This window comes from Vibrio sp. 1069 (assembly GCF_033340555.1).
The window spans coordinates 50,132-76,051 of sequence record NZ_JAWOWP010000013.1 but is presented as its reverse complement, the minus strand read 5'-3'; the positions used below and the strand labels follow the sequence as shown (position 1 = coordinate 76,051).

The window sequence follows — 25,920 nt, the reverse complement described above, 5'->3', positions numbered from 1 at the left end:
CTTTTCGTTCAATTCGATTAATTCTTACGTATACCGTAATCACGCAGTTTATTAGCGATTGAGGTATGCGATACATTCAAGCGCTTAGCAAGCTTGCGGCTTGATGGGAATGACTGATACAAACGTTCCAGAACTTGAGATTCATAATCACGCATGATCTCATCCAAAGAACCGTCGATGTTAAGCGTTGCACTACCAGCGCCGACTGACTGAGGCTGAGGTAAATTGAAGTGATCCGCGTTTAGTATATCACCATCCATTTCCGTGAGCGCTCGAAGAACCATGTTATCCAGCTGGCGCATGTTTCCTGGCCACTGATAATTTGCAAGGGCATCAACTAGACCATCATCAAACTCTGGCTTATCAATCCCAAGCTGTTGAGCATGTTTCGCCACAAACAACTCAAGCAATGGTGCAACGTCGTTTGAGCGCTTACGTAACGGAGGAATGCTGAGCGTAAGTACGTTGAGACGATAATACAAATCTTCACGGAACATTCCTGCTTCAGAAAGCTCGGCAAGGTTATGTTTTGTTGAAGCGATGATACGAACATCGACATGCATCTCATCTTCTGCACCGACACGACGGAAATTACCATCCTGTAGAAAACGTAACAGCTTGATTTGAAGGTGCGAACTCATTTCACCGATTTCATCAAGAAATACCGTGCCGCCATTTGCTTGCTCAAAGATGCCTTTGTGGCCTTGTTCATGATTGAATGAACCCGGCGCATGACCAAAAAGTTCGGTTTCTGCTACATCGTCAGGCATAGAAGCACAACTCAAAACTAGGAATGGCTTGCTCGCGCGGCTAGAACGGCTGTGGCAAGCTTTAGCAAGCATTTCTTTGCCAGTCCCCGTTTCGCCCTCAATCAACAATGGTTGGTCAAGCACAGACAGCTTCTTAGCTTGGTTCATTAGTGCTTTATGACGGTTCGATATACCAACAAAGTGCTCAAAACCCAGAGGATTATGCAGCGGTAGTGCTTCTTCAATTCTGGCAACTTGCTGACTAGAGCGAATCGTCATTAGAGTACTCGCTAGAGTCGAGTTTTGCGCTTCGTCTCGGATATAAACGGGCATCAACTCTAGAACATAGTCCAAGCCATCAATCACAAGGTTTTCCCGCGTTCGACCATTAACACCTTCAGACCAACGAGAGAAACGAACACTTGGTAACAAAGCACCGATTTGAGTACCAATCACTTCTTGCTTGTGAAGGCCAAGCAATGAAAGTGCAGACATGTTTGCCATGTCTACGGCACCTTTAAGATCAATGGCAAAAACCGGATCGGGCAAGTTATCAACTAACGAGAGCAGCTCCGTATTGTGGCGCTCCATCGGCATAAACTGGATTTTACGTACATCTTTCACCCCCGGAATACGGCGGATTTCAGCCATCAGCTCACTAAACGTATCAAAATCAATATCCGGGCAATTCAAATAGATAATACCGCTAATATCGATTTCGATACCACGCAAGTCGATGCTTTTAGACGCTAAAATATCGAGCAGTTCTCGGGTCAAGCCGAGTCGATCTTCACATAAGACTTCAAGACGCACTTAAAATATCCCAATTCACAACTGTCAGGAAAAGTTGACAGTAGTTTCTATCATGCTTGGAATGGCGTCAAGCAATCCTATCCATCAAAGTTGATATTCGTTACGGTTTCATCGTAATTGATGCAACTTTCGCCGCCACTGCCTTGCGTATGGTGCCCAACTTAACCTGACGGTCAGGATACCAGGGTAGTGGACGCAATAAGGTCATCGCTTTCAAGCCCAAACGTGCCGTTAGAATACCAACACCTAGTCCCTGCCCTGCACGAGCAGAAACTTTGCCAGCAAGATCCATCGACATCAAATCCATACTGGCATCAATAGCGAGCTCACTGGCTCCAGCCGCCGCCATATTGACAAATACCGCTCTTAGTAACTTGATGCGAGAGGCATAACCTAGCTCTACCCCATATACTTTGGAGAGGTTGTCGATCATTTTGAAATTTCGCCACGCCACCAGCAACATATCAGCGGCAGCCAGAGGGCTCACGGCGACTAGGGCCGCACACTCGGTTGCGTGCTGTGATACGATTTTCGTTGCCAACTTGTCTTGTTGGCTCACCACCATCGAGTCATACATATCAAGAATTTCAGCGTCACTATGAGCAGGGTTAATACTGTTCTGCCAACGATCAAAGCCCGGATTCTCTGCCATCACACCACTTTGTTCTGCTACGGTTTCGCAAAAGGCTTTCCCTTTCCCAACGCTCTCACTATTAACAAGTGCTTCTGCTTCTTCTTGAACACTAAAATGATTTCGTAGTTTTCGCAGTTTCCAAAGCTCTTTACCCATAGCTCCTAAACCAAGCGAAGCGATCGCAGCAATAAACCCCGTCCAGCTTAAGGCTAGCCAATCAGAAGCCTGAATTGCGGTTATAACCGAGTCCACCGCTTGCCAGCCAACCAGACCAGCAAAAGTTGCAAATGCGCCAGTCGCGAGCCATTTTCTGCCCGATTTTGGACGAATGACATGCTCGAGTTGCAATTCCTGTTCGGTCTCCTGGTGCGCTTCTTTAACTTCAACAGGTACAAATGTTTCTTTTTCGCCGAATGTTTGCTGCGCCGTCAACTCCGGTTGATTCGATTGCTGCTCTTTTTCCATTACCTTTTCAGAGAAAACTTGTTTTTGCTTCAACTCACTCATTTCAATTTATCTCCAATCAGGTAATCCAATGCTTTGTCTAAGCGTATGTGCTTCATTGGCTCATCATTCGGTGAGGGCATCGGACGAAACGACGTAAAATCAAACCCGTTGTTTTGCCAATACGCTGCATTTGGTAGCTTTTTCGGCACCTCTCCGGGAAACATAGTCATCGGCTCACCACCCAATGTTGTTCCTTGTAACGCCGGGATGGTCTTATCTCCAGAGGAAATAAACCCCGTCGTGGTTGCTTGGATGGAAGCGATACTCATGCAGCTCATCTCAATATTCTCGTAGGCTGCCGTTTGCCACGCTGGATGCACCATTTGTTGGAGCAGAGACACCAAATTTGGGTGCTGATCGGGCGTGATATGATCCGCTTTTGTAGCAGCAAACAACACTTTGTCGATTTTTGGTGAGAACAAACGACGCAAAAAGCTACTACGACCATAACGGAAGCTATGCATGATCTGTTCTAGCGCTTGGCGCATGTCGTAAAACGCTTCATCACCAGCATTGAGAGGCTGCAAACAATCCACCAGTACAATCTGGCGATCGAAGGTCGCAAAATGATGCTTATAAAACGCTTTCACGACTTTCTGTTGGTATTCCTGAAAACGGGCTTCTAGCATCGCTAAGTTACTGCCCTTGGGCGCTTTGCTTTCCGAATCAGCACGACACGGAAAAAACTGTAGCACCGGCGCGCCTGCTAGCTCACCAGGTAATACAAAGCGGCCAGGCTGAACCCAATGAAGGCCAGAGTCTTTACAAGAATGAAGGTACTCTGTGTATGTGTGTGCAACTTTCTCAAGTAGTTTATCATTCACTTCTGCAAAGAGATCCACTTTCTCCAGTTCAGAAAGCCAAGCTTTGGCTAAATCGCCACGCTGGCCTTTAAGTGCATCAAACTGAGTTTGCGACCACGTTGCAAAGTCCATGTCCAATAAAGGCAGGTCGAGCAACCACTCTCCTGGATAGTCGATAATATCAACATTTAAAATTGCGGTTTTACTCAACAGCTTTTTCGTAGTTTTATTTGGTTTGTACTTGAGCGCTAAGCGAATCTCACTCACATCACGTGTCGGTACTGGCCACTGAGGTGGAGTCGCATGAATTTGGCTCATCGCCTCATCGTAAGCAAAGCGTGGCACCATCATATTCGATTGAGGCTCACGCTTCGCCCCAATAAGGCGCTTATCTCTAGCCACAGTCAAAAGAGGCAAATTGTCATGGGTTGCAGTATGAAGAAGCTGATTCACTAATGACGTGATGAATGCCGTCTTACCGGCACGAGAAAGTCCGGTGACAGCAATTCGAACATTAGAGTCCATACCTCTGTTGATAAAGTCATTAACTTCTTTCTTTATTCTCTTCATTACGCTTCTTTATCTTACTCCACTTTAAAACAACGTTGTCAGCGACTTCGAATTTCGAGCTATGAATACTGTTCTATCCCGAATTCTATGAGTTTAACTTTATATACCTTAATAAAAGATGAACAAAACATCCGGCTTAATGCTGTATCAAAAAAGAAAAGCCCCTGAGTGGTTCAGAGGCTTACTTAATCTACAGCATTAGTTACTCTATATGCGCTGATTACTATGTTAAACAGGAACTCGCTTTCTTTAAGCCTAGTCGTCTTCGATCAACTTATAGATAACAAATAGAGCGATTTCTAAAATCAGCCACAACACACATGTGATGGTCACGTACTTTTCATCAAAGATGCTGATACCGTGAAGAATCAAGTCATAGCCAACAAAGCCACCTATCACTACAGCAAGAATAATTTGTAGAATCTGAATAAAACGAGGCATGCCGTCTCCTAATTATTGTTCGCATAACGTTTGATTGCTATGCCTAAAGGTTTATATCCTTAATTATATAGACAAAAAGTGCAGGTTTCGCTGCACTTTTGTCAATTGTTTGCTAGGTAAATCAGCACCTTGTCACATTCTCTCTACTGAGACGCAGCAAGATTGCCCTTTGCCTTATGCTTCCATCTCTTGAATTTTCACTTTCCAAGTGTCTGGACCAATTTGGTGCGCGTTAACACCATTTGAGTCGACAGCCACTGTTACTGGCATATCTTCAACTTCAAATTCGTAAATCGCTTCCATACCTAAATCTTCAAATGCGACAACGCGAGCTTTCTTGATCGCTTTCGCCACCAAGTACGCAGCGCCACCGACAGCCATTAGGTAAACCGCTTTTTGATTCTTGATAGATTCAACCGTTGCAGGGCCACGCTCAGCTTTACCGATCATGCCCATGATGCCTGTTTTTTCTAGCATCATATCGGTGAATTTATCCATACGCGTTGATGTTGTTGGGCCAGCAGGACCAACGACTTCATCACCAACTGCATCAACAGGGCCTACGTAGTAAATGAACTTACCGTTTAGATCTACACCTTCAGGTAGACCTTCACCATTATCTAGCATGCCTTGAATACGTTTATGCGCAGCATCACGACCAGTCAGAATTTTACCTGATAGAAGAACGGTTTCGCCTGTCTTCCACTCTTGTACTTCTTCTTTAGTAATTGTGTCTAAGTTTACGCGACGCGTATTTTCGCCCGCTTCCCAAGTAATGTCTGGCCAATCTTCTAGTTTAGGTGGTGTTAGCTCTGCTGGGCCGCTACCATCAAGCGTGAAGTGTACGTGACGAGTCGCCGCACAGTTCGGGATCAAACAAACAGGCTTAGAAGCCGCGTGCGTTGGCGCAGTTTTGATTTTAACGTCGACAACAGTCGTCAAACCGCCAAGACCTTGCGCACCGATACCAAGTTTGTTCACGCGATTGAAGATATCCAAACGAAGCTCTTCTTCTGCGTTTTGTGGGCCACGGTCAATAAGCTCTTGAATATCGATGTGTTCCATTAGAGATTCTTTTGCCAATACCGCTGCTTTTTCAGCCGTACCGCCGATACCAATGCCAAGCATGCCAGGAGGACACCAGCCTGCCCCCATTGTTGGTAGCGTTTTTTCTACCCACTCAGCAATATCGTCAGATGGGTTTAGCATCACCATCTTAGTTTTGTTTTCGCTACCGCCGCCCTTCGCAGCGATCTGAATTTCAACTTTATCGCCCGGAACCATGTTGATATGTACGACGGCAGGCGTGTTGTCTTTGGTATTAATACGTTTACCAGCAGGGTCCATAAGTACTGACGCACGCAACGGGTTATCAGGGTTCGTGTACGCTTGTCGAACACCTTCATCTACCATCTGCTGAACCGTCATGTCGCTCGAATCCCATTGCACGCCCATACCGATGTTGACGAAACACGTCACAATACCAGTATCCTGACAAATTGGACGGTGACCTTCTGCGGACATTCGGGAGTTAATTAAGATCTGAGCAATCGCGTCTTTAGCGGCTTGGCTCTCTTCGCGGTGATAGGCTTTTTCAAGAGCTTGAACAAAGTCTAGCGGGTGGTAGTAAGAAATATACTGTAGCGCATCAGCGACACTGCTGATCACATCCTGCTTGCGTATTACCGTCATTACATGCCTCGTTATAGTTATGCTTCCATTATTGGCTTGGCTTCAATCGTGTTTGTTGAGCTTATTGCTCTTTTGAGCTTCGTTTTTTATAAACAATTGTCGAACGGCTGATATCGACACACGAAATGCTGAAGTTGCCTACTTGTAAACCATCTCAAAACCCTATGAATAGAGGGAGTTTGGCTATACAGAGGAATATGATACTCTTGCTGCCCATGACATGCCATGCAGTGAACGATCTCTTTGTCACAAATTACACAAATGAACAACATGGACAATCAATTCATTGATTTTAAAGCGCTGGAATACGCACCAGAGTTTACTCTTCACCTTTTTTCTCGCATTCAACACCTACCTTGGGCGATGTTGCTGCGTTCTGCATCAGAAACGCATATCGATAGCCGCTTCGATGTGTTGGTCTCCAACCCAATTGCAACGTTAGAAACCACTGCCGACAACACACAAGTTGAAACGCCATCGAATGCCTATTCAACTCAAGATGACCCATTTGCGCTGCTTCATCAGTTGCAAGAACAGTGGCTTCCTCACGTAGAGTTAAATAAGGAGTTGGATTTGCCTTTTGTTGGTGGTGCGCTCGGTTACTTCAGTTACGATTTAGGTCGCCGCGTAGAAACGATGCCAGAAGTGGCAGAAAAAGATCTCAACACGCCGGATATGGCGGTAGGTCTGTATGAATGGGCCGTCGTTGTTGACCACAAGCTTAAAAAAGCATGCTTAGTTGGTCAGAATATCGAGCAAGCTTGGCAGTGGTTAAACGAGCAAAAAGCAGAACAAACCGTTGACTTCGCTTTGTCTGGTGCTTGGCAGTCAAACATGACGAAAGAGAGCTACGCCACTCGCTTTGACAAGGTGCAAGAATACTTGTTGAGCGGTGACTGTTATCAGATCAATTTGGCGCAGCGCTTTAACGCACCGTATCAAGGCAGCGAGTGGCAAGCGTATCTGAAATTGGAGTCCGCCAACCAAGCGCCATTCTCAGCGTTTATCCGTATGCCTGAGTCTTCGATTTTGAGTATCTCTCCAGAGCGCTTTTTAGAGCTCAAAGATCGCGTCATTGAAACGAAACCAATCAAAGGTACTCGACCACGCAGCGAAGATCCAAAGAAAGATAACGCTAATGCCCATGACTTGCAGACAGCGGAAAAAGATCAGGCAGAAAACCTGATGATTGTCGATTTGCTGCGTAATGATATTGGTCGGGTTGCATCACCGGGTAGCGTTCACGTGCCAAAGTTGTTCGATATTGAAAGCTTCCCTGCCGTGCATCATTTGGTGAGCACCATTCGTGCAAATTTGGATGAACAATACGCTCCTGCGGATTTGCTGCGAGCGTGTTTTCCAGGTGGTTCAATCACGGGCGCACCTAAAGTTCGCGCAATGCAGATCATTGAAGAACTGGAGCCGCATCGACGCAGCGCGTATTGCGGCAGTATTGGCTATATTTCACGCCATGGTCGTATGGACACCAGCATTACTATCCGAACTCTTGTAGCGGAAAAAAACAAACTTTACGCTTGGGCTGGCGGCGGCGTCGTGGCAGATAGCGATTGCGCCTCTGAGTATCAAGAAACGTTGGATAAACTTTCAAAGATTTTGCCAGCGCTGCAATCGTAGATTTCAACCGTGGACAACGTCGCTTTAATGCTATTGACGAAAACAATCTAAAACGCCTCCAGAACGGTAATGCCGCTCATTTAACAGCGAGTGGCATATTTCTGTATCTCATCACCCTGCACAGCGACGAAGGAGCGTGATACAGGTTCTTCTATTCAAGCACTTTGTGGTCAAATTTGTTTCATTACCCGCTCATCGTGCTGCTACTAGATTCTCAGTCTCGCCAAGGCTCGCTAGAATGACCCAAAAAACATCGTTAAATGATCGGCATTATCCAGTGTGGTGCGTTTTTTTGTGTGTTTTATTTGCATGTACTTTAGCTTTTAGCCGTTGGCCAACAAACATACTTTTTAAGAGGCAGCGTCTACTGCTCAAGCCACTTACACATAATCTGTTCGATATCGGTTGCGGTGTACGGCTTAGTGAGGATGTCGTCCATGCCTGAATCAATGCACTTTTGACGCTCTTCGATGGTAGTGCCAGCGGTTAATGCAATAATAGGATGAGTAAAGCCACGCTCTCTCAGATACATCGTCGCCTCATAACCATCCATTTCTGGCATTCGGCAGTCCATGAATATCAGTTCGTAGTCTTTACTTTTCACCGCTTCTAATGCTTCTTTGCCGTTGGCTTTTAAATCAGGTGTAATGTCGAGTTTTTTCAGCATTTGAGTAACAATGACTTGATTCATTCTGATGTCATCAACCACTAATATTGAGCGTCCTGCTAAATCGCTTCGCTCTATGGTGACCAACTCCCCCTCTGCTGTGCCTTGTGCTTGCCCTTCCTCAAGAGGAATAGCAACTTTAAAAGTTGTCCCTTTGCGCTCTTCACTTTCAAAGCTAATTTGACCTTGCATCAAATCCACAAGGTTTTTACAAATCGCGAGACCTAAACCTGAGCCTTCAAAGCTGCGTTTCGCCGAGCGATCAACTTGGACAAATGGATCAAAGAGTGACGGCTGTGCTTTTATTGGGATGCCAATACCAGTGTCTTCAACCTCAAAATAAGCCGTGCCGTTAAGCCATTCCACCCGTAACACGACACCACCCAAGTGAGTAAACTTAATCGCGTTTCCCACCAAGTTAACCAAAATTTGTGTAATGCGCTCTAAGTCACCGACTAAAAATTCTGGAATCCCCAGCTTTTTGTCGATAGAGAAATGGATGCGTTTTTCAGCAGCCTTAGCTGCAAATACACCCATGATGGCTTTTTCAAGTTCCTCCCAGGCAAAGACTTTATGTATGATTTCCATCATACCGGCATTCATCTTACTGAAATCAAGAAGATCATTAATGATAACTCTCAATAAGTCCCCTGATTGAGTCAGATTGCTCAAGTATTGACGCTGCTCTTCTTCTAATTGGGTTCGACTCAATAACTCCGCACTACCCAATACGCCATTGAGAGGAGTTCGCAGCTCATGGTTAATCATGGCGACAAACTCCTTCGTCGCTTTTTCTGATTCCTCAGCCCGCTTTCTCAGCTCGACCTCTCGCTCTAAACTTAAGTGTCGACCAATAACACCATGAACTAAGTCAGACACGAGCTCCATCTGTTTGGAAATAAAAGACTGATCGATTTGATCTTGCAACACAGAGAAAATCAACTCCCCAACCGTTTCCCCATCAATGATAACTGGCAAATGCAAATTCTCTCCCTGCCAATTAGGAGAGGTTAAAATCTCGTTGTTATGACGAAGCTGTAAGTGACCAAAGTGATGACGACGCAATGAGCTCAGCTTTGTAGCGTCAAGAAACAAGTAAGCCGCAGAAATGATCGAGTTAGAAGTGAGCTGCTCAATAAAGCTCGCTATCATTGCTTCATCGAACGTGCTCGATAAAAAAGTACGACCGAACTTAATCAACGTGGCATCAATTTGCTCTTCAAACTCAAACTTACGAAGATCCTTTTTAGATTTCAGCTCTAGCTTTTTCAATGCAACACTGAGTTGCTGGTTGGATTCATATAACTCTAAGCTTTTCTGTTCCAACAGCTGCTCAGCTGCTTTTCTTGATGCAACTTCTCGTTTGAGTTTCCTTTCTAATGAGGAACTTCCCGTCATATCGTTCTTATTGAGCCTCTAACCAAAAACGTACTTTGCTGCCATCTTCTGACTGGTTTTGATGTTTGATATGAACTACCTCACCAAAATGTGCAGCACAGCCTTTTATCAATCCTAAGCATACGTGAGACATACATCTTGCGCTGTGGTAGTCAAATACCAATTGGGATTGGTTTTCACTAATGAAATCAAATTGCGGAGGGTTAGCATCAGGATAAAGCTTCTTAACTTCGACATGAATAAAGTCTTCAACATGGCGAACAAATTGAAACGTCGTTTCACACTGTTGTAAACTGGCGTGACTAGGAATGGAGCGAAGTAAATTCAAAAAGACGCACTCTCCAAACACCTCTTGTAGTTGCTCGGGCGGAACACCAGATACTTTACTGAGATTCACGATCAACTTAACTAAGTCTTTGTGATCGTAACTACCAACAGCGGTGTAAACACCTTCATCGTTAGAAAGATCGAGAACTTGGTCTAACACATCAAGACCGAATTTCTCTTCTACTAACTCCATGAACTCGGTGAAAATAATCCCTTTCATTGGCCAATACTTGCCCTATAGTGACGTCCTAAAATAAAGAATGGTGTATAACCTTATAAGTTTCAAATTAATATGTTCAAGCAGAGTGAGACACACAACACAAAGAGGGAAAGTGCTGGCGAGTGTTTTAATGTGAATGCTTTATTTGGCAACCAGTAACGATAACGCCATACGCTTTGCCGTCTTTGAGTATAATAAATAATGGTTAGGCACGATAAATAAGGACTCAGTTTGGTTATCGACAAAACTCATTTACTACAGAACTTTCAATTTCGGCTTCCAACGGGCTACCACAAAGAGTCCCTTGCACGACTGAAATGGATGAAAGAAAAGTCCCTGAGAGATGCGGCAGTCTTAATCGGTTTTGTGGAACGCGATGACGGGTTACAAGTCATTCTGACTAAGCGTGCAGCCCACTTACGCCATCATCCGGGACAAATCAGCTTTCCCGGTGGCAAATATGAGCAGGAAGATATTCAGCTCGTGAATACCGCTTTAAGAGAAACCAAAGAAGAAGTTGGGATAGAAGATGAGCATATTCATGTGTTTGGTCAACTGCCTACACTACCAACGATTAGTCAGTTTAATGTGACACCTTTTTTGGCTTTTGTTTCTCCGGAATATAAAACGCATATTGACCCAAATGAAGTAGAGTCAGTTTTTGAGGTTCCTGCCAACCATATTCTGAACCCCAAAAAATTGTATAGCACCAAATTTGACCTAAAAAGAAGCAGTCATCGTGTATTTGCTATCCCATATAGACAGCATTTCATCTGGGGCATGACGGCACAAATTATCGAATCAATGCAAAAACATATTATTTCACATTAAACAGTTGTTGATATCGGTGCTTTTACAGGCGCGATCATTATGCGCATCAATATTAATAAAACGTTGCTTCATAAACATTCATTCACATTAGATTAATTTTCCATTTTCACCGCAAACGCTTGCGGTGAAATAAATTTATACAAACAGCCCTATTGATAAGTTTTTCTAATTTTACTCATTAGCAGAAATCACGAGTAGCACATCATTTTCGTGATAAAAAGCAGGTTTTTGACATATCATTCAATAAGCGTAAGCAATAAATGATTTAGATCTAATTTTCCTAGTGTAAAATCTTGCAAAATTACTCCCGACTTATTTCCTGTTCCCAAAATGAGTAACTAAAAAATGAATACAACTACTTCTGCGGTTTCTACCGCACAATCGTCTAGTAAGTTTTCTTACAAAGACTTTACCTGGTGTCTGTCCCTTTTTGGTACGGCAGTAGGTGCAGGTGTACTGTTCCTTCCTATTAAAGCAGGTGCAGGTGGCTTTTGGCCATTAGTAATCCTAGCCCTAATCGCAGCACCAATGACTTGGTTCGCACACAAATCTTTAGCTCGTTTCGTTCTTTCTGCGAAAAACCCTGAAGCGGACATCACCGACACAGTAGAAGAGCACTTTGGTAAGACTGGCGCAAACCTTATTACGTTCGCTTACTTCTTCGCTATCTACCCAATCGTACTTATCTACGGTGTTGGTATCACAAACACAGTTGACTCTTTCCTAGTTAACCAAATGGGCATGGAATCTATTCCTCGCTGGCTACTTTCTGGTGCACTTATTGCTGCAATGACAGCAGGCGTAGTATTCGGTAAAGAGCTTATGCTGAAAGCAACTTCAGCAATGGTTTACCCTCTCGTGTTCATCCTACTAGCACTGTCTGTATACCTAATTCCTGGTTGGAACACTTCAATGATGGAAGTGTCACCTGACTGGGGTGCAATGCCAGCTATCGTTTGGCTAGCAATCCCTGTTATTGTGTTCTCTTTCAACCACAGCCCAATCATTTCTCAGTTCTCTAAAGAGCAACGTCGTGTATACGGTGATGACGCAGTTAAGAAAACTGACGCTATCACCGGTGGCGCAGCAATGATGCTGATGGGCTTTGTTATGTTCTTCGTTTTCTCTGTTGTACTTTCTCTGTCTCCAGAGCAACTAGCAACGGCGCAAGAGCAAAACATCTCTGTTCTCTCTTACCTAGCAAACGTGCATGAATCTCCACTGATCTCTTACATGGGTCCATTGGTTGCTTTCGCAGCGATCACCTCTAGCTACTTTGGCCACTTCTTGGGTGCGCACGAAGGTCTAGTTGGTCTAGTGAAATCTCGTTCAAAATCACCAGTAAGTAAGATCGAGAAGATGTCTCTAATCTTCATTGTAATCACAACTTGGATCGTTGCTATCGTTAACCCAAGCATCCTAGGTATGATTGAAACAATGGGTGCACCGATGATTGCGGCAATCCTATTCTTGATGCCAATCTTCGCAATGCAAAAAGTTCCTGCGATGGCTAAGTACAAAACTTCAGCACCTGTGCAAATTTTCACAGCAATCTGTGGTCTTGCTGCAATTAGTTCTGTAATCTACGGCGCTCTTTAATCATCTCTGCCCAGTGCAGTATGATTAATCCAAAAATATAACGATAAAATTAAGCCTCCCAACTCCCCTTGGGAGGCTTTCTTCTGAGGTAATCGATATGATTAGTGTTTTTGATATCTATAAAATCGGTGTTGGACCTTCAAGCTCACACACTGTAGGCCCAATGAAAGCGGGTAAAGAGTTTATTGATGATCTTCGTGCAATGGGAAAACTGCGCGACATCACTAAAATCACCGTTGACGTTTATGGATCACTATCACTGACAGGGAAAGGTCACCACACAGATATTGCTATCATCATGGGTCTTGCAGGCAACACTCCTGAGAAAGTTGATATCGATTCTATCCCGGGCTTTATCGCTCGTATAGAAGAAACTGAACGCCTTCCTGTTGGCATGCACTGTCACACAGTATCGTTCCCACGTGAAGGTGGAATGAACTTCCGCAAAACAAACCTAGAGCTACACGAAAACGGCATGCAGATCCACGCTTGGATTGATGACGAAAAAGCGTACTCAAAAACTTACTACTCTATCGGCGGTGGTTTCATCGTTGATGAAGAAAATTTCGGTAAAGAAGCTGAGAACCCAGTAAAAGTACCTTACCCGTTTACAACGGCAGAGGAACTGGTTAACCAATGCCACGAAAGTGGATTGTCCATCAGCGCGCTAACCATGAAGAATGAGCATGCGCTTCATTCAGATGAAGAAACTCGTACTTATTTCGCGAACATCTGGCGCACAATGCGCGAGTGTATGGATCGCGGTATGAATGAAGAAGGTATTTTGCCTGGTCCACTACGCGTGCCTCGCCGTGCAGCAGCACTTCGCCAGCAGCTACTTACTTCAGAAAAGACAACAAACGACCCAATGTCTGTTGTTGATTGGGTAAACATGTTTGCTTTCGCAGTAAACGAAGAGAACGCAGCAGGTGGCCGCGTTGTTACAGCACCAACTAACGGTGCGTGTGGCATCATCCCTGCGGTACTGGCTTACTACGATAAGTTCATCCAAACTGTGACTGAAAAAGATTACATCCGTTACTTTGCGGCTTCTGGCGCAATCGGTGGTCTTTACAAGCGCAACGCGTCTATCTCTGGTGCAGAGGTTGGTTGTCAGGGTGAAGTTGGCGTGGCATGTTCTATGGCAGCAGCAGGCCTTGCTGAGCTTATGGGTGGTAGCCCAGAGCAAGTATGTATGGCAGCAGAAATCGCGATGGAGCACAACTTAGGTCTAACGTGTGACCCAGTTGCAGGTCAGGTTCAGGTTCCATGTATTGAGCGTAACGGTATTGCGGCAGTAAAAGCAATCAACTCTACTCGCATGGCACTACGTCGCTCTTCAGCTCCAACTGTTTCTCTAGATAAGGTTATCGAAACCATGCTAGAAACAGGTAAAGACATGAACGCGAAATACCGCGAAACATCTCAAGGTGGTCTAGCAATCAAAGTGATTTGCTAACACGCCTTTCTGAATACCAATCAAAACCCGAGTCTGTGCTCGGGTTTTTTTATACCTAAAAAACCCAGGGAAATGCGTTATCAGGACAAGTAAAAAAAACCTAAAACGTTGAATATATCCAAATATTATGGATATCTCAGTAAAAAATCACATCTCTTCCCTAGCTTTATTGATAACGTAGCCAAAAATTAAACTTGGAGCACATCAACACATGATTAGGTTTGAAATTGGAAACCAAATCTGCGTTTGCTTGTCCGAAAACGAAATATCTCTAGAGCTCAATCAGTCACTCCACCACTCCATTCCTGTCAACCCAAATGAGTACGCCATTCTGTCAACTATCGCCACATACGGCAGTTTAAATACGCCGATTAGTCAGCGGTTAATAGAAAGCAAAATCACTCAACAATACAAAATGACACTGCCTGAAAATGGCTTTAAAAACGCGGTGGCCGCTCTAAGAAAGAAATTTCGCAAGCTCACGGAAGAACACTTAACCACTAACAAAAACATTATCGAAAACATTCACCGGACCGGATACTTCATCCCTTTTACTATGCAAAACAACCACCAGAATGGCATCGAACATCAACAGAAGATCAATCAATACACAACCAATAGTCTTCGAAAAGCACTTCGTATTTGCCTGCGTAATAAAAAGATCTATTCAGAAGCAATGTGGGTTGTGTTGATCACTGCGATCATTTTCTTTGCTATCTGTTACTACGCGATAAACAGCATCGTTAAACATAATTATCTGGATAACGCCTTCGAAATTGCAGAGAGCCTTTCCCGCAGGAGTTGCTTTGCTAATGAAAGCGAACTGAAGTCGCTATTTGATAATGTGAAGTTGGTGGAATCGAGCATGATGCTAGATCGTTTCAATATTCGATGCTTAGTCACTCCAGAAACCGTTGTCCCTGTCAGCAAAAAAGCCTTTGAAGAGTGGAGTAACAATAACAATTACACGACCCAATCATTTGACTTAAATAACGCAACTGTTTTGGTTCGTGTTAAAAACATTAACTTATCCGACAATGTTGAAAATCATATTTCACGTTTTTTTCTTTCCGGTATGAAGCTATCAACGAATACCGGAACGTCGTTAGAGATTGGTAACACCAATGAACGCTTTTTCAATTATCACGTAAAGAATAGTGGCTATAAAGAGGTGTATTACATCTCTGGACCGTTTCAAAGTATCATTCTACTGAGCTTACTTTTTCTCATTATACTGCGTCACCGCTCCCTACAAGCCTTTATGGCTTACTTGTGCGCAATTCGACAATTCAAAATAAAACTGGAGCCGATTTATAACACTTCGGCACAAAAGATTGTGCACTACGAAGCCCTCTCCCGGTTTAAGGTAAAAAATACGCAACGGTTTATTGAAACACTGATCCGCAATGGATTGCTGCTAACTCATACCTTACTGGTGATTGATTCCATCTACACCAAACAAAAAGCGTTGCCCATCCCTATCAGCATTAACGTTTGTCCTTCTTTGCTGCGAGGGCGTAACTTTTCAATCCTATATAGAGAGCTATCTAATCGGGATTGCCGTTTGCTGACAATCGAAATCACAGAAAATGCATCGATGTACTATACCTCTGAGATTTATGGCAATGTCGCGAAACTAAAAGCTCTGGATTGTAAAATCAGTATTGATGACTTTGGCACCGGCAATAATAATGTGGCGCTTATCAGCAAGCTGAATCCGGACTACCTCAAAATCGACCGAGAATTTGTTATTGGCCTAAAATCTGATGATAAAAAGATAGAAACCTTGCGTCAGTTAATTGCTATGGGCAATACGTATCGCTGCACGGTCATTGTTGAAGGCGTAGAAACGGCAGACAGTGCTCACTTACTCACAACATTGGGCGCCTATATTCACCAAGGTTATTATTACCCTCTTCATTGCTAGCTTTTCTTCACTCGGTTAGTTACTTAAAATAGATTTAATACTCTATAAAAACTCGTGGTGGCATAAAGGTATGCCGCCAATTTGTGATTGAGCGATGATTGCGATTAAACCCACCAAACTGAAAGATTTTTCAAGTTTGATGCAATTGGATGTGCAAGAAGAGCAAAAAGGATTTTTTACGCCGTTTGAAATGGCTTATCAAAAACGTAGTAAGTCAGAGGCGTTCTTTACGATTTATTCTGATGACCTATTAGTAGGCTATCTTGTTATCGATAAAGGTTTCTCCCAACATGCGCCGTTTGCTAAACGATACGAACTGGAGCTTAAATACTTGATGATTGATCAACGTTTTCAACGTCAAAGGGTTGGGAGTGAGGCATTGCGTAAACTGTTCCTTTATGCGTATACCATTAACCCTAAAAGCACCTCTCTTTGCGCCACTGTCCCACAAAGTCAGCAATACGCTATAAGTTTTCTTGATGCGTGCGGATTCATTAATACAGAGGAAACAACATTGGGTGATAATGAAAAAGAATGGATTCTACGACACCCATTAAGCTAGCTGGTGAAGCATAATCAAAATTGGGCCATTCAGATACAACAAAGGCAAGCTTCTCGCTGGCCTTTGTTTAATGCTCAATAGAAAGTGACTTATTCGCCTTTGTAAATACAACCCGCTGTGCACGTTTCTTTGATTTCTACTTTACTTAGCTGTGGTAAGCTTGGCTTAAGCTGCTGCCAAATCCATTTTGCTAACACTTCGCTAGTCGGGTTCTCTAACCCTTCAATGTCGTTTAGGTAGTAATGGTCTAAGCGATTGTAAATTGGTTTAAATGCAGCTTTGATCTCTGCAAAATCCACTACCCAACCTGTATGTGGATCAACTTCACCTTCTACATAAAGACGAACAAGGAAAGAGTGTCCGTGCAAACGACCACACTTGTGACCTTCTGGTACGTGTGGCAAATGGTGTGCTGCTTCGAACATAAACTCTTTGTATAATTCTGTTTTCATCTTGATTCTCAGGCTTTAAAAAGACAGGCAATACTAAGGAATTCGCTGCCAAGAGACAAGCGTTACCCCATACAAGCGTAGCAAAAACTTCCGCTGGTTCCCGGCTTCTTTGCTATCACTCACACCAAAGCGCCGTATTTCTGTCACGCGCCAAACATTTGATTACACAGCACTCACATCACAATTACATACCCCCAACATGTGTGGGGTCACAATCATTCATTTCGTTGTTCGCAGTGCGCATTTGTGCACATTAATATTGTGCAGTTCGTTCCAATTACACTTATAAATTTATGCGCTCAACTATCACTTTTAAGCTCTTACTGGCGTTAATTGCTGTCTTCAGCTGCGTTCTAGCTGCCTCTACGGCTTACCAATACCATCAACAAAAAACCTTAATCAATGATGTTCTTAGTGAACAACTCCATGATAAGGCTAGTAATTATTTCGATAGCCTAAATATGATGATGCTTACGGGCACCATGTCGCAAAAAGAGACCTTACGTCAAAAAGCCCTGGCCCAAGAAGGCATTGAAGCAGTTCGCGTGTTGCGAGCTGATACTGTGACCAAACTTTACGGACCTGGGCAACAAAACCAGCAGCCTGTCGATGATATTGATCAACGAGCGTTGAATGGTGAACTGGTGATTGAACCAATCTCAGCCGATTGGGGCAAAGGGTTAGTAGTCGCGCTACCAATGAAATCGAGCGAAAATTACCGTGGCACCAACTGCGTTTCTTGCCACGTTGCACCAGCAGGAGAAGTGTTGGGCGCGATTCGCTTGGAATACAACATGAATCATGTCAATTCAATGATCAGTAAACAGGCAATGTTTGCGATGGGAATAATGGCCGTAATCGCATTTGTGGGCTTCATCATAACGATGAGTTTGATTCAGAAAATCATTGTACGACCAATTCAAAGAACGTCGAAATTCATGTCGAATGTGAGCCATAGCAAAGATCTATCTCAACGACTTATGCATCACCAACAGGATGAAGTGGGCCAACTTTCTACAGCCATCAGTTCATTCATGGATACGGTCTCCGAAAGCTTAGAACGTGTGCAAGACACCTCTCACTCACTTGCCGACTCCGCGAGTAAACTAACTGCTGTCGCGCAGTCCACAGATAAAGCGGCCAATAACCAACAGCTAGAGACCAACGAAGTACAAAGTAATATCACCGATATGTTGCAGCAACAAACTGCTGTTGAGGACTCGACTAACAACGCTACTGTTTTGGTCAATCACACCGTTGATGTCGCCACTCATAGTGCAAGCCAAGCACACAACGTCAGTGAAGACATCAAACAACTAGTAAGTAACATTGATACCGTACGGGAAAAAATCAGCTCTCTAAATCAAAGAACCGAAGAAGTGTCGTCCATTCTTGTGGTTATTAAGGGTATTGCAGAACAAACCAATCTGCTCGCGTTGAATGCTGCTATTGAAGCCGCCCGAGCCGGAGAGCAAGGGCGCGGTTTTGCGGTCGTCGCGGAAGAAGTGCGTAACCTGGCTTCTAGGACGGCTGAGGCCACTGGTAATATTGAACATATCATTTCTCAATTCCAGCAAGGAAGTGAAGAGTCATTAACTTCTGTTGATACCGTCTGCCAGTTTGCTCATCAACGCTCTGTCGATGTCGAGGCACTATCAGCCACAATGCATAACGTTGTTGACGAAATGCGCCAAGTGCTCAGACATGCAGAAGATATCCAAAACCAGACGCAAACCACATCTGATGTAAGTCAGCATATTCAATCTAAAATAGATGTGATCACACTGCATGCTAACGACACATCGCAATCAGCATCGCACACGCGTGATATTAGTGTTGATTTAGAGCATCTATCCGAACGTTTAGAGCAATTACTAAACCAATTCACACTTTCAGAGCACAAAAGAGTGAATAAATAGAGAGATTCTCCCCATCAAAACGAATATAAAGGTTGATGCGAGCGAATTGACAGGTAATATGTCTCGTTGAATCTGTAAAATGTTACCCAACTCAGCGCTTAGCTTGTTTTTTGAACAAAAATGTTATTAGACAAGTACTTTAAGTAAGCGTTGAGTTGAATTTTTACCTCAATGGAGAATATTGAAAACATGACTTACGCGCCTGTATCAGACGTATTGAAAGGTCAGCTAGCAGTAGACAGCGAAGTGACTGTTCGTGGCTGGATCCGTTCACGTCGTGATTCCAAAGCTGGAATCTCTTTCCTTGCCATATATGACGGCTCTTGTTTCGACCCGATTCAGGCCGTGGTCCCAAATAATCTTAATAATTACGAAGACGAAGTATTAAAGCTAACGACTGGCTGCTCTGTTGAAGTAACTGGTAAGATTGTTGAATCTCCTGCAAAGGGTCAAGACTTCGAACTTGCTGCCACTGACGTTAAAGTGGTTGGTTGGGTTGAAGATGCTGAAACTTACCCAATGGCAAAAACTCGTCACTCAATCGAGTACCTACGTGAAGTTGCGCACCTACGTCCGCGCACAAACGTAATCGGTGCAGTAGCACGTGTACGTAACTGCCTATCTCAAGCAATCCACCGCTTCTACCACGAGCAAGGTTACTTCTGGGTATCTGCGCCGTTGATCACGGCTTCAGATGCTGAAGGCGCTGGTGAAATGTTCCGCGTATCTACGCTAGACATGGAAAACCTTCCTCGCACTGATGCTGGTAAAGTGGACTACAACGAAGACTTCTTCGGTAAAGAGACGTTCCTAACCGTATCTGGTCAGCTAAACGCAGAAGCTTACGCTTGTGCGCTAAGCAAAGTTTACACTTTCGGCCCTACTTTCCGTGCTGAAAACTCAAATACAAGCCGCCACCTAGCAGAGTTCTGGATGGTTGAGCCTGAAGTTGCGTTCGCAGAACTGGACGATGTAGCGAAACTGGCTGAAGACATGCTCAAGTACGTGTTTAAAGCAGTGCTTGCAGAGTGTCGTGATGACCTTGAATTCTTCGCTCAACGCATCGACAAAGAAGCAATCACTCGTTTAGAGCAGTTCGTTTCTTCTGACTTCGCGCAGGTTGACTACACTGACGCAATCCAGATCCTTCTTGATTCAGGTCGTGAGTTCGAATTCCCAGTTGAATGGGGTATCGATATGTCTTCTGAGCACGAGCGTTTCCTTGCTGAAGAACACTTCAAAGCACCTGTAATCGTTAAGAACTACCCGAAAGACATCAAAGCATTCTACATGCGTGCTAACGATGACGGTAAAACAGTTGCAGCGATGGACGTTCTAGCACCGGGCATCGGCGAAATCATCGGTGGTTCTCAGCGTGAAGAGCGCCTAGACATTCTAGATGCACGTATGCGTGAAGTGGGTATCGATCCTGAACACATGAGCTGGTACCGCGACCTACGTAAATACGGTACAGTGCCACACGCAGGCTTCGGTCTAGGCTTCGAGCGCCTAGTATCTTACGTAACTGGTATGGGCAACGTTCGTGACGTGATCCCATTCCCACGTACTCCTCGCTCTGCGAACTTCTAATCACTTTTTAGTGATATCGAATTAAAAAGACCTCCCATGTGGAGGTCTTTTATTTGTACGAATGATTTTCTAGCAACCGGTGTATGCACTCTAGTTGTTATTTTCGTCGTCATCCTCATCTGCTCGCGCTGCGTATTTTACTCCAACCACACACAAGCCAAACATCACAAATGGGATAACGGCAGCAGTGTATTCCGTCCAAACCATATGAGAGAAAGATTTCGCCAATATCAAGTGTGCAAACACCAACAAAAATGCGCTAAAAATAGCAACACCCATCAACCTAAGTTCATGCTTTACCAACTGCTTTTTCATTACGGCTCCTAACCTAAATGGTTGTCTGCCCATGATTGAAACACAGCTTCGGTATCGTCCACTGATACAGTTTGAGCAAAAAACAGGTAAACAGTTGGCTAATGAAGTAATTCTCCGACCGTCTTCACGGCTTGTTCTAATTCATCATTTACAGGTAACGATGTATTAAGCCTCAGGTAGTTCTCATAATTTGGAGTGATAGAAAACAACTGACCAAATGCTACAGTGATGTTCGCTTCCAATAACTTTTGATAAATCGCTTTTCCGCACTTTGTTTTCGGCAGTTCTATCCAAAGAAAATAGCCGCCTTTCGGTTGCGTGTAACGAATCGATTGGGGAAAGTACTTATCAACCAGTTCAATAAACGCCAATTGCCGCTGCTCAAGATTCTTTCGCAGTTTTCTAAGACGGCTATCATAACTATCGTTTTGCAAGTAATGCGCGATACCCTGCTGGATTGGTGCACTGCCTGACAACGTCGAGATAAGTTGCAGCTTTTGAAGTTGCTCATTGAAGCGTTTGTTTACCACCCAGCCCAGCCTATAGCCAGGGCAAAGGCTTTTTGAAAATGATCCACAATGCAACACGCGCTCTTGTGTATCAAAAGCTTTAAGTGAGCTTGGCTTTTTTTCAGAAAAATAAAGCTCTGAATACACATCATCTTCGATCAAGTACACATCGTATTTGTCAGCCAGTTCGACGATACGTTGCTTCTGCCCGTCACTTAATAAAGTTCCTGTTGGATTGTGAAAGTTAGTCATTAACCAACATGCGCGAACATCATTGCCGGCAAAAGTCGCTTCAATTTGATCCACTGAATGTCCAGTTAACGGATCCACCGTTATTTCTATCGCCTTTAGACCTAAACGTTCAATCGCTTGAAGTGCGCCATAAAACGTCGGTGATTCAACTACAACAGTATCTCCAGGCTGGGTCACGGCCTGAAGGCTCAAATTCAACGCTTCTAATGCGCCAGAAGTAACGACAATATCATCATGGGTAAACACCATACCTTGTTGGATGTACCGTTGAGCAATCAAACGGCGTAGAGACTCACAGCCCGGCGGCAAGTTATCCAATAACGTCTCTGCCCCCATCTTCCTGCCTGAGCTGGCTAGGTTGCGGTTTAGCGCTTCTAATGGGAACAATGCTGGGTCTGGAAACGCGGAGCCAAACTTCACCGCATTCGGTGAGGCCTGATTTTTGAGGTAGTCGTAAAGTTCATCGTTGATGCTAGAGCGATAAACGGAAGTGGCTGGAGAACTCGGTTCGAAGCGGTCCAACTCCGCAGTAACAAAGTATCCAGACTGAGGTTTCGCTGCGACCCAACCTTGTGCTTCGAGCAGCTGATAAGCTTGTAACACCGTACCTGCGCTGACAGAATGGTTTCGGCTTGTTACACGCACTGATGGCAGCTTTTCCCCTGCTCTCCATGTATTTTGCTGAATCTGCGTTTTGAACAGCTCAGCCAGTTGACGGTATCGGTTCATGTTTCCCTCATTTCACTTACAGCCGCACCATAGCATACTTCGCGCCAGCATTCTGATATGGGAGTATTCAATTTAGCAACGTAATTTATCAAGCTTATCAATAGATATTTCAGCCACGAAGTGAGCGTTTATATCCCATACTTTGACTGTTACACACATATTGCCTCACATCTTTGCAATACCTAAAAGCCAAGGTTTTACGTTGGACTGAGTGCGTTAAACTCACTTCGAGCTACGGTCTTTAAATCAGGAGGAAGCGATGAAAGTTTTTACAATGGACGATCTCTCGTATCGCGGAAAACATAAAGGTGTACATAGTTGGGACCATCCTGGCAGTACCACCCCTTATTATTGGCATCCTGATTGGCTGCATATCGCTGAAGATGCTTTGGGTGAACACAAAAAGGCTGACCTTGAAGTCCCTGATGGAGAAACAGCGACAGAAGAGCATGCAAAAGCGGCGATTCTCAAACACTTGAATGACGAGTAGTTTAGGCTCTATCACCGTTCAAGAATAGCATTAGGTAGGCGAATCCATCGTTGTATGCTTTAAACACAAATAAAGCTAAAACCTGCCAAATAGTAAATTCTTCTGAATGAGAAGTACGCATCTTCTATAGCGTTCAAAGGGCAAAATAAGTCGATTGTTATCACATTAATTTTCATTACATCTGTTACATTTAAATAGTAATGGTGATGCACACCTCAACTCATGAATTATGAGAGAAAACAATAATGGCGAAATACAACGAAGAAGATATTAAATACAAAGGTGAATCCAACGGCGTACATTCTTGGAGCTCTCCTTCCGGCCAACCTTATTACTGGCACCCAGATTGGCTACACGTTGCGGAAGATGCGACGGGTACGCATCCGAAGCAAAAACTTGAAGTTGAAAAGACAGAAGTACCAACCGAAAAGCACGCATTAAAAGCGATCTTAAAGCATATGAACGACTGGGCGACTGAAAAACTTTCTTCTAACCCTGACATCGAAACCAATGCGGTTGAGTCGGAAATCAATCTGAAGAAATAACCCCAACCGATATCCATACTTCTAACAGTAAACGCTCCACCTTTGGTGGGGCGTTTTTGTCTCAACAAATCCTCACTAGACAATTATAAACGCGTTAACGCAAAGCACTGAATTGAAACGATTGGGATGTGTGCAAAACTTCTCCAACCATGGCATAAATGCCCTTCAAACTCTGTGCCTACCAAACGTTTTCATGGCAAAAACTTTAGTTATGTTAGAATTCTGTTTCAAATCGCAACTTTTTTAGGTTTTCTTTTCAGTAACGGTTGTAACCAATATTGCTGAAAGGTATAAATGTTAGCACACCCCTTCGATTAACATGGATGAAGATTATGTTTGAAAAAGTAGTTGCCGCTCCGGCTGACCCTATTCTTGGCCTTACTGAAGAGTTTAAAAAAGATGCTCGCGCAGACAAAATTAACCTTGGCGTAGGTATTTACAAAAACGAGCAAGGCGAAACTCCCGTTCTTGCGACAGTAAAGAAAGCTGAAGCAGCACTTGTTGAAACTGAAAAAACCAAATCTTACCTAACCATCGAAGGCACAGCAGAGTACGGCATTGCAGTGCAAAAACTGCTTTTCGGCTCTGATGCAGAAATTGTAAACGAAAAACGCGCTAAAACAGCTCAAGCTCCGGGTGGTACTGGTGCACTACGTGTTGCCGGCGAGTTTATTAAACGTCAACTAGGCGATGTAAAGATCTGGATCAGCAACCCAACATGGGCGAACCACAACGGCGTATTTACTGCTGCTGGTATCGAAACGGCACAATACAGCTACTACAATGCTGAAACAAAAGACAAAGACTTCGATGCGATGCTAAATGATCTGCAATCTGCATCTGAAGGAGACATCGTGCTTCTACACGGCTGCTGTCACAACCCTACAGGGATCGATCCTACGGCTGAAGAGTGGGAAACATTGGCGAAACTTGTCGCAGAGAAGAAATTGCTTCCTCTGTTCGACTTCGCCTACCAAGGCTTTGCTAAAGGTGTGGAAGAAGATGCTGCAGGTCTTCGTACTTTTGCTAAATACAACAAAGAAATCCTAGTCGCGAGCTCTTTCTCGAAAAACTTTGGCCTATACAATGAACGCGTAGGTGCCTTCACGTTAGTAGCTGAGTCAGAAGAAGTCGCAACAACCGCATTTTCTCAAGTTAAAGCCATTATTCGCTCTATCTACTCTAACCCACCTGCACACGGAAGCGCTGTCGTGACTCACATTCTTGGCAACGCCGAAATGCGTGCGGAATGGGAAGCTGAAGTAGCAGAAATGCGTGACCGTATTCAAGAAATGCGTGAACTATTTGTAGCGACACTAAAAGCAGAGGGTGTGGACGCAGACTTTAGTTTCATCGAACGTCAAAATGGTATGTTCTCTTTCTCAGGTCTTTCTAAAGAGCAAGTTAACCGCCTTAAAGAAGAGTTCGGTATTTACATTGTCGGTTCTGGCCGAATCAGTGTTGCTGGTATGACGAAGTCAAATATGGGCCCTCTGTGTAAAGGCATTGCAGCGGTTTTATAATCGACTGTCGCATACTTTATTAAAAGGAAAGGTCAGCATAAGCTGACCTTTTTTGTTTTAACTTAACGCCAAAAACGAACCCGTCCGATCTAGTAGACAAACTTCAAACTCAGCCCTACTTCATTGACGTAATCTGAGCTTTCACCGCTGTAATCAGTATCTCTAAACTGATAAAAAAGACCAGTGCCGATGACTTTATGCCATTGGTAGTTAAAACCGATCTTAAAATTGTTCTCATCAGCGATATCACTACGGTTCAACTCCACTTCAGCTGTCGCAATAAGCTTTTCACTGAGCAAGTAATTCACCCCAACAGTTACAGCTTGAATCAATTCGCTATCGGAAGACAACGTATTATCCGTTTTGTCGTCCGTCGCTTTCGCTTTGATTGCGCCTATTCCATATATCCCGTAGATATCGAATTGCTCAGTAACTCCATAACGGTAACCACCACCAAACAAAAGGCGGTCAATGCGAAGAGTAAAATCATCCGGATGGAAAAACTGCGCTGAGTAATCAACATTAAACAACCAGTTCTCAGTAAACAAATAGTTACCACCGAGTCCAACTGTGGTCGCATTAGAGTTATCTAACCATTCTTCGTTTGTCGTTCCGGCACCAACATCCAAATGAATGTGTTCGTACCCAAATTTTTCTGCTTGGTCCATGACCGCTGCGCTTGATATCGCCGGCAAAGCAGCTAAAGAAACAAGCAATAAATTTCTCACCATTCGACTTCCTTTCATGAGAATTATCTAAACA

The 25,920-nt window shown here is 44.0% G+C and carries 22 protein-coding genes; 11 read left to right on the top strand and 11 right to left on the bottom strand.

Annotated features, from left to right (window positions below; translation table 11 throughout):
* Positions 1-17: 17 nt before the first annotated feature.
* The 5 genes from tyrR to R7040_RS17905 form a co-directional block, all read right to left on the bottom strand.
* Positions 18-1,562, bottom strand: a complete 1,545-nt coding sequence (tyrR, locus tag R7040_RS17925) for a transcriptional regulator TyrR (RefSeq protein WP_017820442.1) — start codon at positions 1,560-1,562, stop codon at positions 18-20.
* Between the two features lie 100 nt (positions 1,563-1,662).
* Positions 1,663-2,703 carry a YcjF family protein gene (locus R7040_RS17920; RefSeq protein ID WP_005388274.1) on the bottom strand — a complete coding sequence of 347 codons (1,041 nt, stop codon included), beginning with the start codon at positions 2,701-2,703 and terminating at the stop codon, positions 1,663-1,665.
* Positions 2,700-4,076, bottom strand: coding sequence for a YcjX family protein (locus tag R7040_RS17915; protein ID WP_318081361.1), 1,377 nt, complete (start codon positions 4,074-4,076; stop codon positions 2,700-2,702). The genes R7040_RS17920 and R7040_RS17915 overlap by 4 nt, the downstream gene beginning before the upstream one ends.
* Positions 4,077-4,331: 255 nt before the next feature.
* Positions 4,332-4,517, bottom strand: a complete 186-nt coding sequence (locus tag R7040_RS17910; RefSeq protein WP_005376906.1) for a hypothetical protein — start codon at positions 4,515-4,517, stop codon at positions 4,332-4,334.
* Between the two features lie 174 nt (positions 4,518-4,691).
* Positions 4,692-6,209 (bottom strand): fumarate hydratase, encoded by a 1,518-nt coding sequence (locus R7040_RS17905; RefSeq protein WP_258469910.1) that lies wholly within the window; start codon positions 6,207-6,209, stop codon positions 4,692-4,694.
* A 270-nt stretch (positions 6,210-6,479) separates the two neighbouring features.
* Between R7040_RS17905 and pabB the strand changes: the two genes are divergently transcribed.
* Positions 6,480-7,844 (top strand): aminodeoxychorismate synthase component I, encoded by a 1,365-nt coding sequence (gene pabB, locus R7040_RS17900; protein ID WP_258469911.1) that lies wholly within the window; start codon positions 6,480-6,482, stop codon positions 7,842-7,844.
* A gap of 364 nt (positions 7,845-8,208) precedes the next feature.
* On the opposite strand, the gene R7040_RS17895 is transcribed toward pabB, so the two are convergent.
* Entirely contained in the window at positions 8,209-9,909 is a 1,701-nt protein-coding gene (locus R7040_RS17895) for an ATP-binding protein (protein WP_005388280.1), read from the bottom strand.
* Between the two features lie 7 nt (positions 9,910-9,916).
* Positions 9,917-10,456 carry a heme NO-binding domain-containing protein gene (locus R7040_RS17890; RefSeq protein ID WP_005388282.1) on the bottom strand — a complete coding sequence of 180 codons (540 nt, stop codon included), beginning with the start codon at positions 10,454-10,456 and terminating at the stop codon, positions 9,917-9,919.
* Between the two features lie 231 nt (positions 10,457-10,687).
* Here R7040_RS17890 and R7040_RS17885 point away from each other — a divergent pair, with 231 nt between their 5' ends.
* The 5 genes from R7040_RS17885 to R7040_RS17865 all read left to right on the top strand — a co-directional run bounded on the left by R7040_RS17885 (position 10,688) and on the right by R7040_RS17865 (position 16,834).
* The gene (locus R7040_RS17885; protein ID WP_005376901.1) at positions 10,688-11,287 is read left to right on the top strand and encodes a CoA pyrophosphatase; all 600 of its coding nucleotides are present in this window, start codon (positions 10,688-10,690) and stop codon (positions 11,285-11,287) included.
* Positions 11,288-11,632: 345 nt separating this feature from the next.
* On the top strand, positions 11,633-12,886 hold the full coding sequence (locus tag R7040_RS17880) for an aromatic amino acid transport family protein (RefSeq protein ID WP_005388284.1): 1,254 nt from the start codon (positions 11,633-11,635) through the stop codon (positions 12,884-12,886).
* Positions 12,887-12,983: 97 nt separating this feature from the next.
* Entirely contained in the window at positions 12,984-14,345 is a 1,362-nt protein-coding gene (locus R7040_RS17875; protein WP_258461332.1) for an L-serine ammonia-lyase, read from the top strand.
* Between the two features lie 211 nt (positions 14,346-14,556).
* A complete protein-coding gene (locus R7040_RS17870) occupies positions 14,557-16,272 on the top strand; it encodes an EAL domain-containing protein (RefSeq protein ID WP_031778938.1) in 1,716 nt (571 codons plus the stop codon).
* Between the two features lie 94 nt (positions 16,273-16,366).
* Positions 16,367-16,834 carry a GNAT family N-acetyltransferase gene (locus tag R7040_RS17865; protein ID WP_025767296.1) on the top strand — a complete coding sequence of 156 codons (468 nt, stop codon included), beginning with the start codon at positions 16,367-16,369 and terminating at the stop codon, positions 16,832-16,834.
* 89 nt (positions 16,835-16,923) lie between these two features.
* Here R7040_RS17865 and queD read toward each other — a convergent pair whose 3' ends face one another.
* Entirely contained in the window at positions 16,924-17,286 is a 363-nt protein-coding gene (queD, locus tag R7040_RS17860; protein ID WP_054577701.1) for a 6-carboxytetrahydropterin synthase QueD, read from the bottom strand.
* Positions 17,287-17,579: 293 nt separating this feature from the next.
* Between queD and R7040_RS17855 the strand changes: the two genes are divergently transcribed.
* Positions 17,580-19,205, top strand: a complete 1,626-nt coding sequence (locus tag R7040_RS17855; RefSeq protein WP_005389247.1) for a methyl-accepting chemotaxis protein — start codon at positions 17,580-17,582, stop codon at positions 19,203-19,205.
* Between the two features lie 189 nt (positions 19,206-19,394).
* Positions 19,395-20,795, top strand: a complete 1,401-nt coding sequence (gene asnS / locus R7040_RS17850) for an asparagine--tRNA ligase (protein ID WP_017636101.1) — start codon at positions 19,395-19,397, stop codon at positions 20,793-20,795.
* A gap of 90 nt (positions 20,796-20,885) precedes the next feature.
* On the opposite strand, the gene R7040_RS17845 is transcribed toward asnS, so the two are convergent.
* Both R7040_RS17845 and R7040_RS17840 read right to left on the bottom strand, forming a co-directional pair.
* Complete coding sequence (locus tag R7040_RS17845) at positions 20,886-21,110, bottom strand: hypothetical protein (RefSeq protein WP_017636102.1); 225 nt, start codon at positions 21,108-21,110, stop codon at positions 20,886-20,888.
* Positions 21,111-21,208: 98 nt separating this feature from the next.
* On the bottom strand, positions 21,209-22,600 hold the full coding sequence (locus R7040_RS17840; protein WP_115386143.1) for a PLP-dependent aminotransferase family protein: 1,392 nt from the start codon (positions 22,598-22,600) through the stop codon (positions 21,209-21,211).
* Between the two features lie 259 nt (positions 22,601-22,859).
* Here R7040_RS17840 and R7040_RS17835 point away from each other — a divergent pair, with 259 nt between their 5' ends.
* The 3 genes from R7040_RS17835 to R7040_RS17825 all read left to right on the top strand — a co-directional run bounded on the left by R7040_RS17835 (position 22,860) and on the right by R7040_RS17825 (position 25,158).
* Positions 22,860-23,090: a hypothetical protein gene (locus tag R7040_RS17835; protein WP_017636104.1), complete on the top strand. Its 231-nt coding sequence runs from the start codon at positions 22,860-22,862 to the stop codon at positions 23,088-23,090.
* Positions 23,091-23,335: 245 nt separating this feature from the next.
* Positions 23,336-23,635, top strand: coding sequence for a hypothetical protein (locus R7040_RS17830; protein ID WP_005376885.1), 300 nt, complete (start codon positions 23,336-23,338; stop codon positions 23,633-23,635).
* A 332-nt stretch (positions 23,636-23,967) separates the two neighbouring features.
* A complete protein-coding gene (locus R7040_RS17825) occupies positions 23,968-25,158 on the top strand; it encodes an amino acid aminotransferase (protein WP_017636105.1) in 1,191 nt (396 codons plus the stop codon).
* 89 nt (positions 25,159-25,247) lie between these two features.
* Here the strand turns inward: R7040_RS17825 and R7040_RS17820 are convergent, their stop codons facing one another.
* Positions 25,248-25,889 carry an outer membrane beta-barrel protein gene (locus R7040_RS17820; RefSeq protein ID WP_138940460.1) on the bottom strand — a complete coding sequence of 214 codons (642 nt, stop codon included), beginning with the start codon at positions 25,887-25,889 and terminating at the stop codon, positions 25,248-25,250.
* Positions 25,890-25,920 lie beyond the last annotated feature (31 nt).

Bases quoted from the DNA above. Each gene is read 5' to 3' on its own strand.
- R7040_RS17920 (WP_005388274.1), bottom strand. From the start codon at position 2,703: ATGAGTGAGTTGAAGCAAAAACAAGTTTTCTCTGAAAAGGTAATGGAA.
- R7040_RS17915 (WP_318081361.1), bottom strand. From the start codon at position 4,076: ATGAAGAGAATAAAGAAAGAAGTTAATGACTTTATCAACAGAGGTATG.
- R7040_RS17910 (WP_005376906.1), bottom strand. From the start codon at position 4,517: ATGCCTCGTTTTATTCAGATTCTACAAATTATTCTTGCTGTAGTGATA.
- R7040_RS17905 (WP_258469910.1), bottom strand. From the start codon at position 6,209: ATGACGGTAATACGCAAGCAGGATGTGATCAGCAGTGTCGCTGATGCG.
- pabB (WP_258469911.1), top strand. From the start codon at position 6,480: ATGGACAATCAATTCATTGATTTTAAAGCGCTGGAATACGCACCAGAG.
- R7040_RS17895 (WP_005388280.1), bottom strand. From the start codon at position 9,909: ATGACGGGAAGTTCCTCATTAGAAAGGAAACTCAAACGAGAAGTTGCA.
- R7040_RS17890 (WP_005388282.1), bottom strand. From the start codon at position 10,456: ATGAAAGGGATTATTTTCACCGAGTTCATGGAGTTAGTAGAAGAGAAA.
- R7040_RS17880 (WP_005388284.1), top strand. From the start codon at position 11,633: ATGAATACAACTACTTCTGCGGTTTCTACCGCACAATCGTCTAGTAAG.
- R7040_RS17875 (WP_258461332.1), top strand. From the start codon at position 12,984: ATGATTAGTGTTTTTGATATCTATAAAATCGGTGTTGGACCTTCAAGC.
- R7040_RS17870 (WP_031778938.1), top strand. From the start codon at position 14,557: ATGATTAGGTTTGAAATTGGAAACCAAATCTGCGTTTGCTTGTCCGAA.
- R7040_RS17865 (WP_025767296.1), top strand. From the start codon at position 16,367: ATGATTGCGATTAAACCCACCAAACTGAAAGATTTTTCAAGTTTGATG.
- queD (WP_054577701.1), bottom strand. From the start codon at position 17,286: ATGAAAACAGAATTATACAAAGAGTTTATGTTCGAAGCAGCACACCAT.
- R7040_RS17855 (WP_005389247.1), top strand. From the start codon at position 17,580: ATGCGCTCAACTATCACTTTTAAGCTCTTACTGGCGTTAATTGCTGTC.
- asnS (WP_017636101.1), top strand. From the start codon at position 19,395: ATGACTTACGCGCCTGTATCAGACGTATTGAAAGGTCAGCTAGCAGTA.
- R7040_RS17845 (WP_017636102.1), bottom strand. From the start codon at position 21,110: ATGAAAAAGCAGTTGGTAAAGCATGAACTTAGGTTGATGGGTGTTGCT.
- R7040_RS17840 (WP_115386143.1), bottom strand. From the start codon at position 22,600: ATGAACCGATACCGTCAACTGGCTGAGCTGTTCAAAACGCAGATTCAG.
- R7040_RS17835 (WP_017636104.1), top strand. From the start codon at position 22,860: ATGAAAGTTTTTACAATGGACGATCTCTCGTATCGCGGAAAACATAAA.
- R7040_RS17830 (WP_005376885.1), top strand. From the start codon at position 23,336: ATGGCGAAATACAACGAAGAAGATATTAAATACAAAGGTGAATCCAAC.
- R7040_RS17825 (WP_017636105.1), top strand. From the start codon at position 23,968: ATGTTTGAAAAAGTAGTTGCCGCTCCGGCTGACCCTATTCTTGGCCTT.
- R7040_RS17820 (WP_138940460.1), bottom strand. From the start codon at position 25,889: ATGGTGAGAAATTTATTGCTTGTTTCTTTAGCTGCTTTGCCGGCGATA.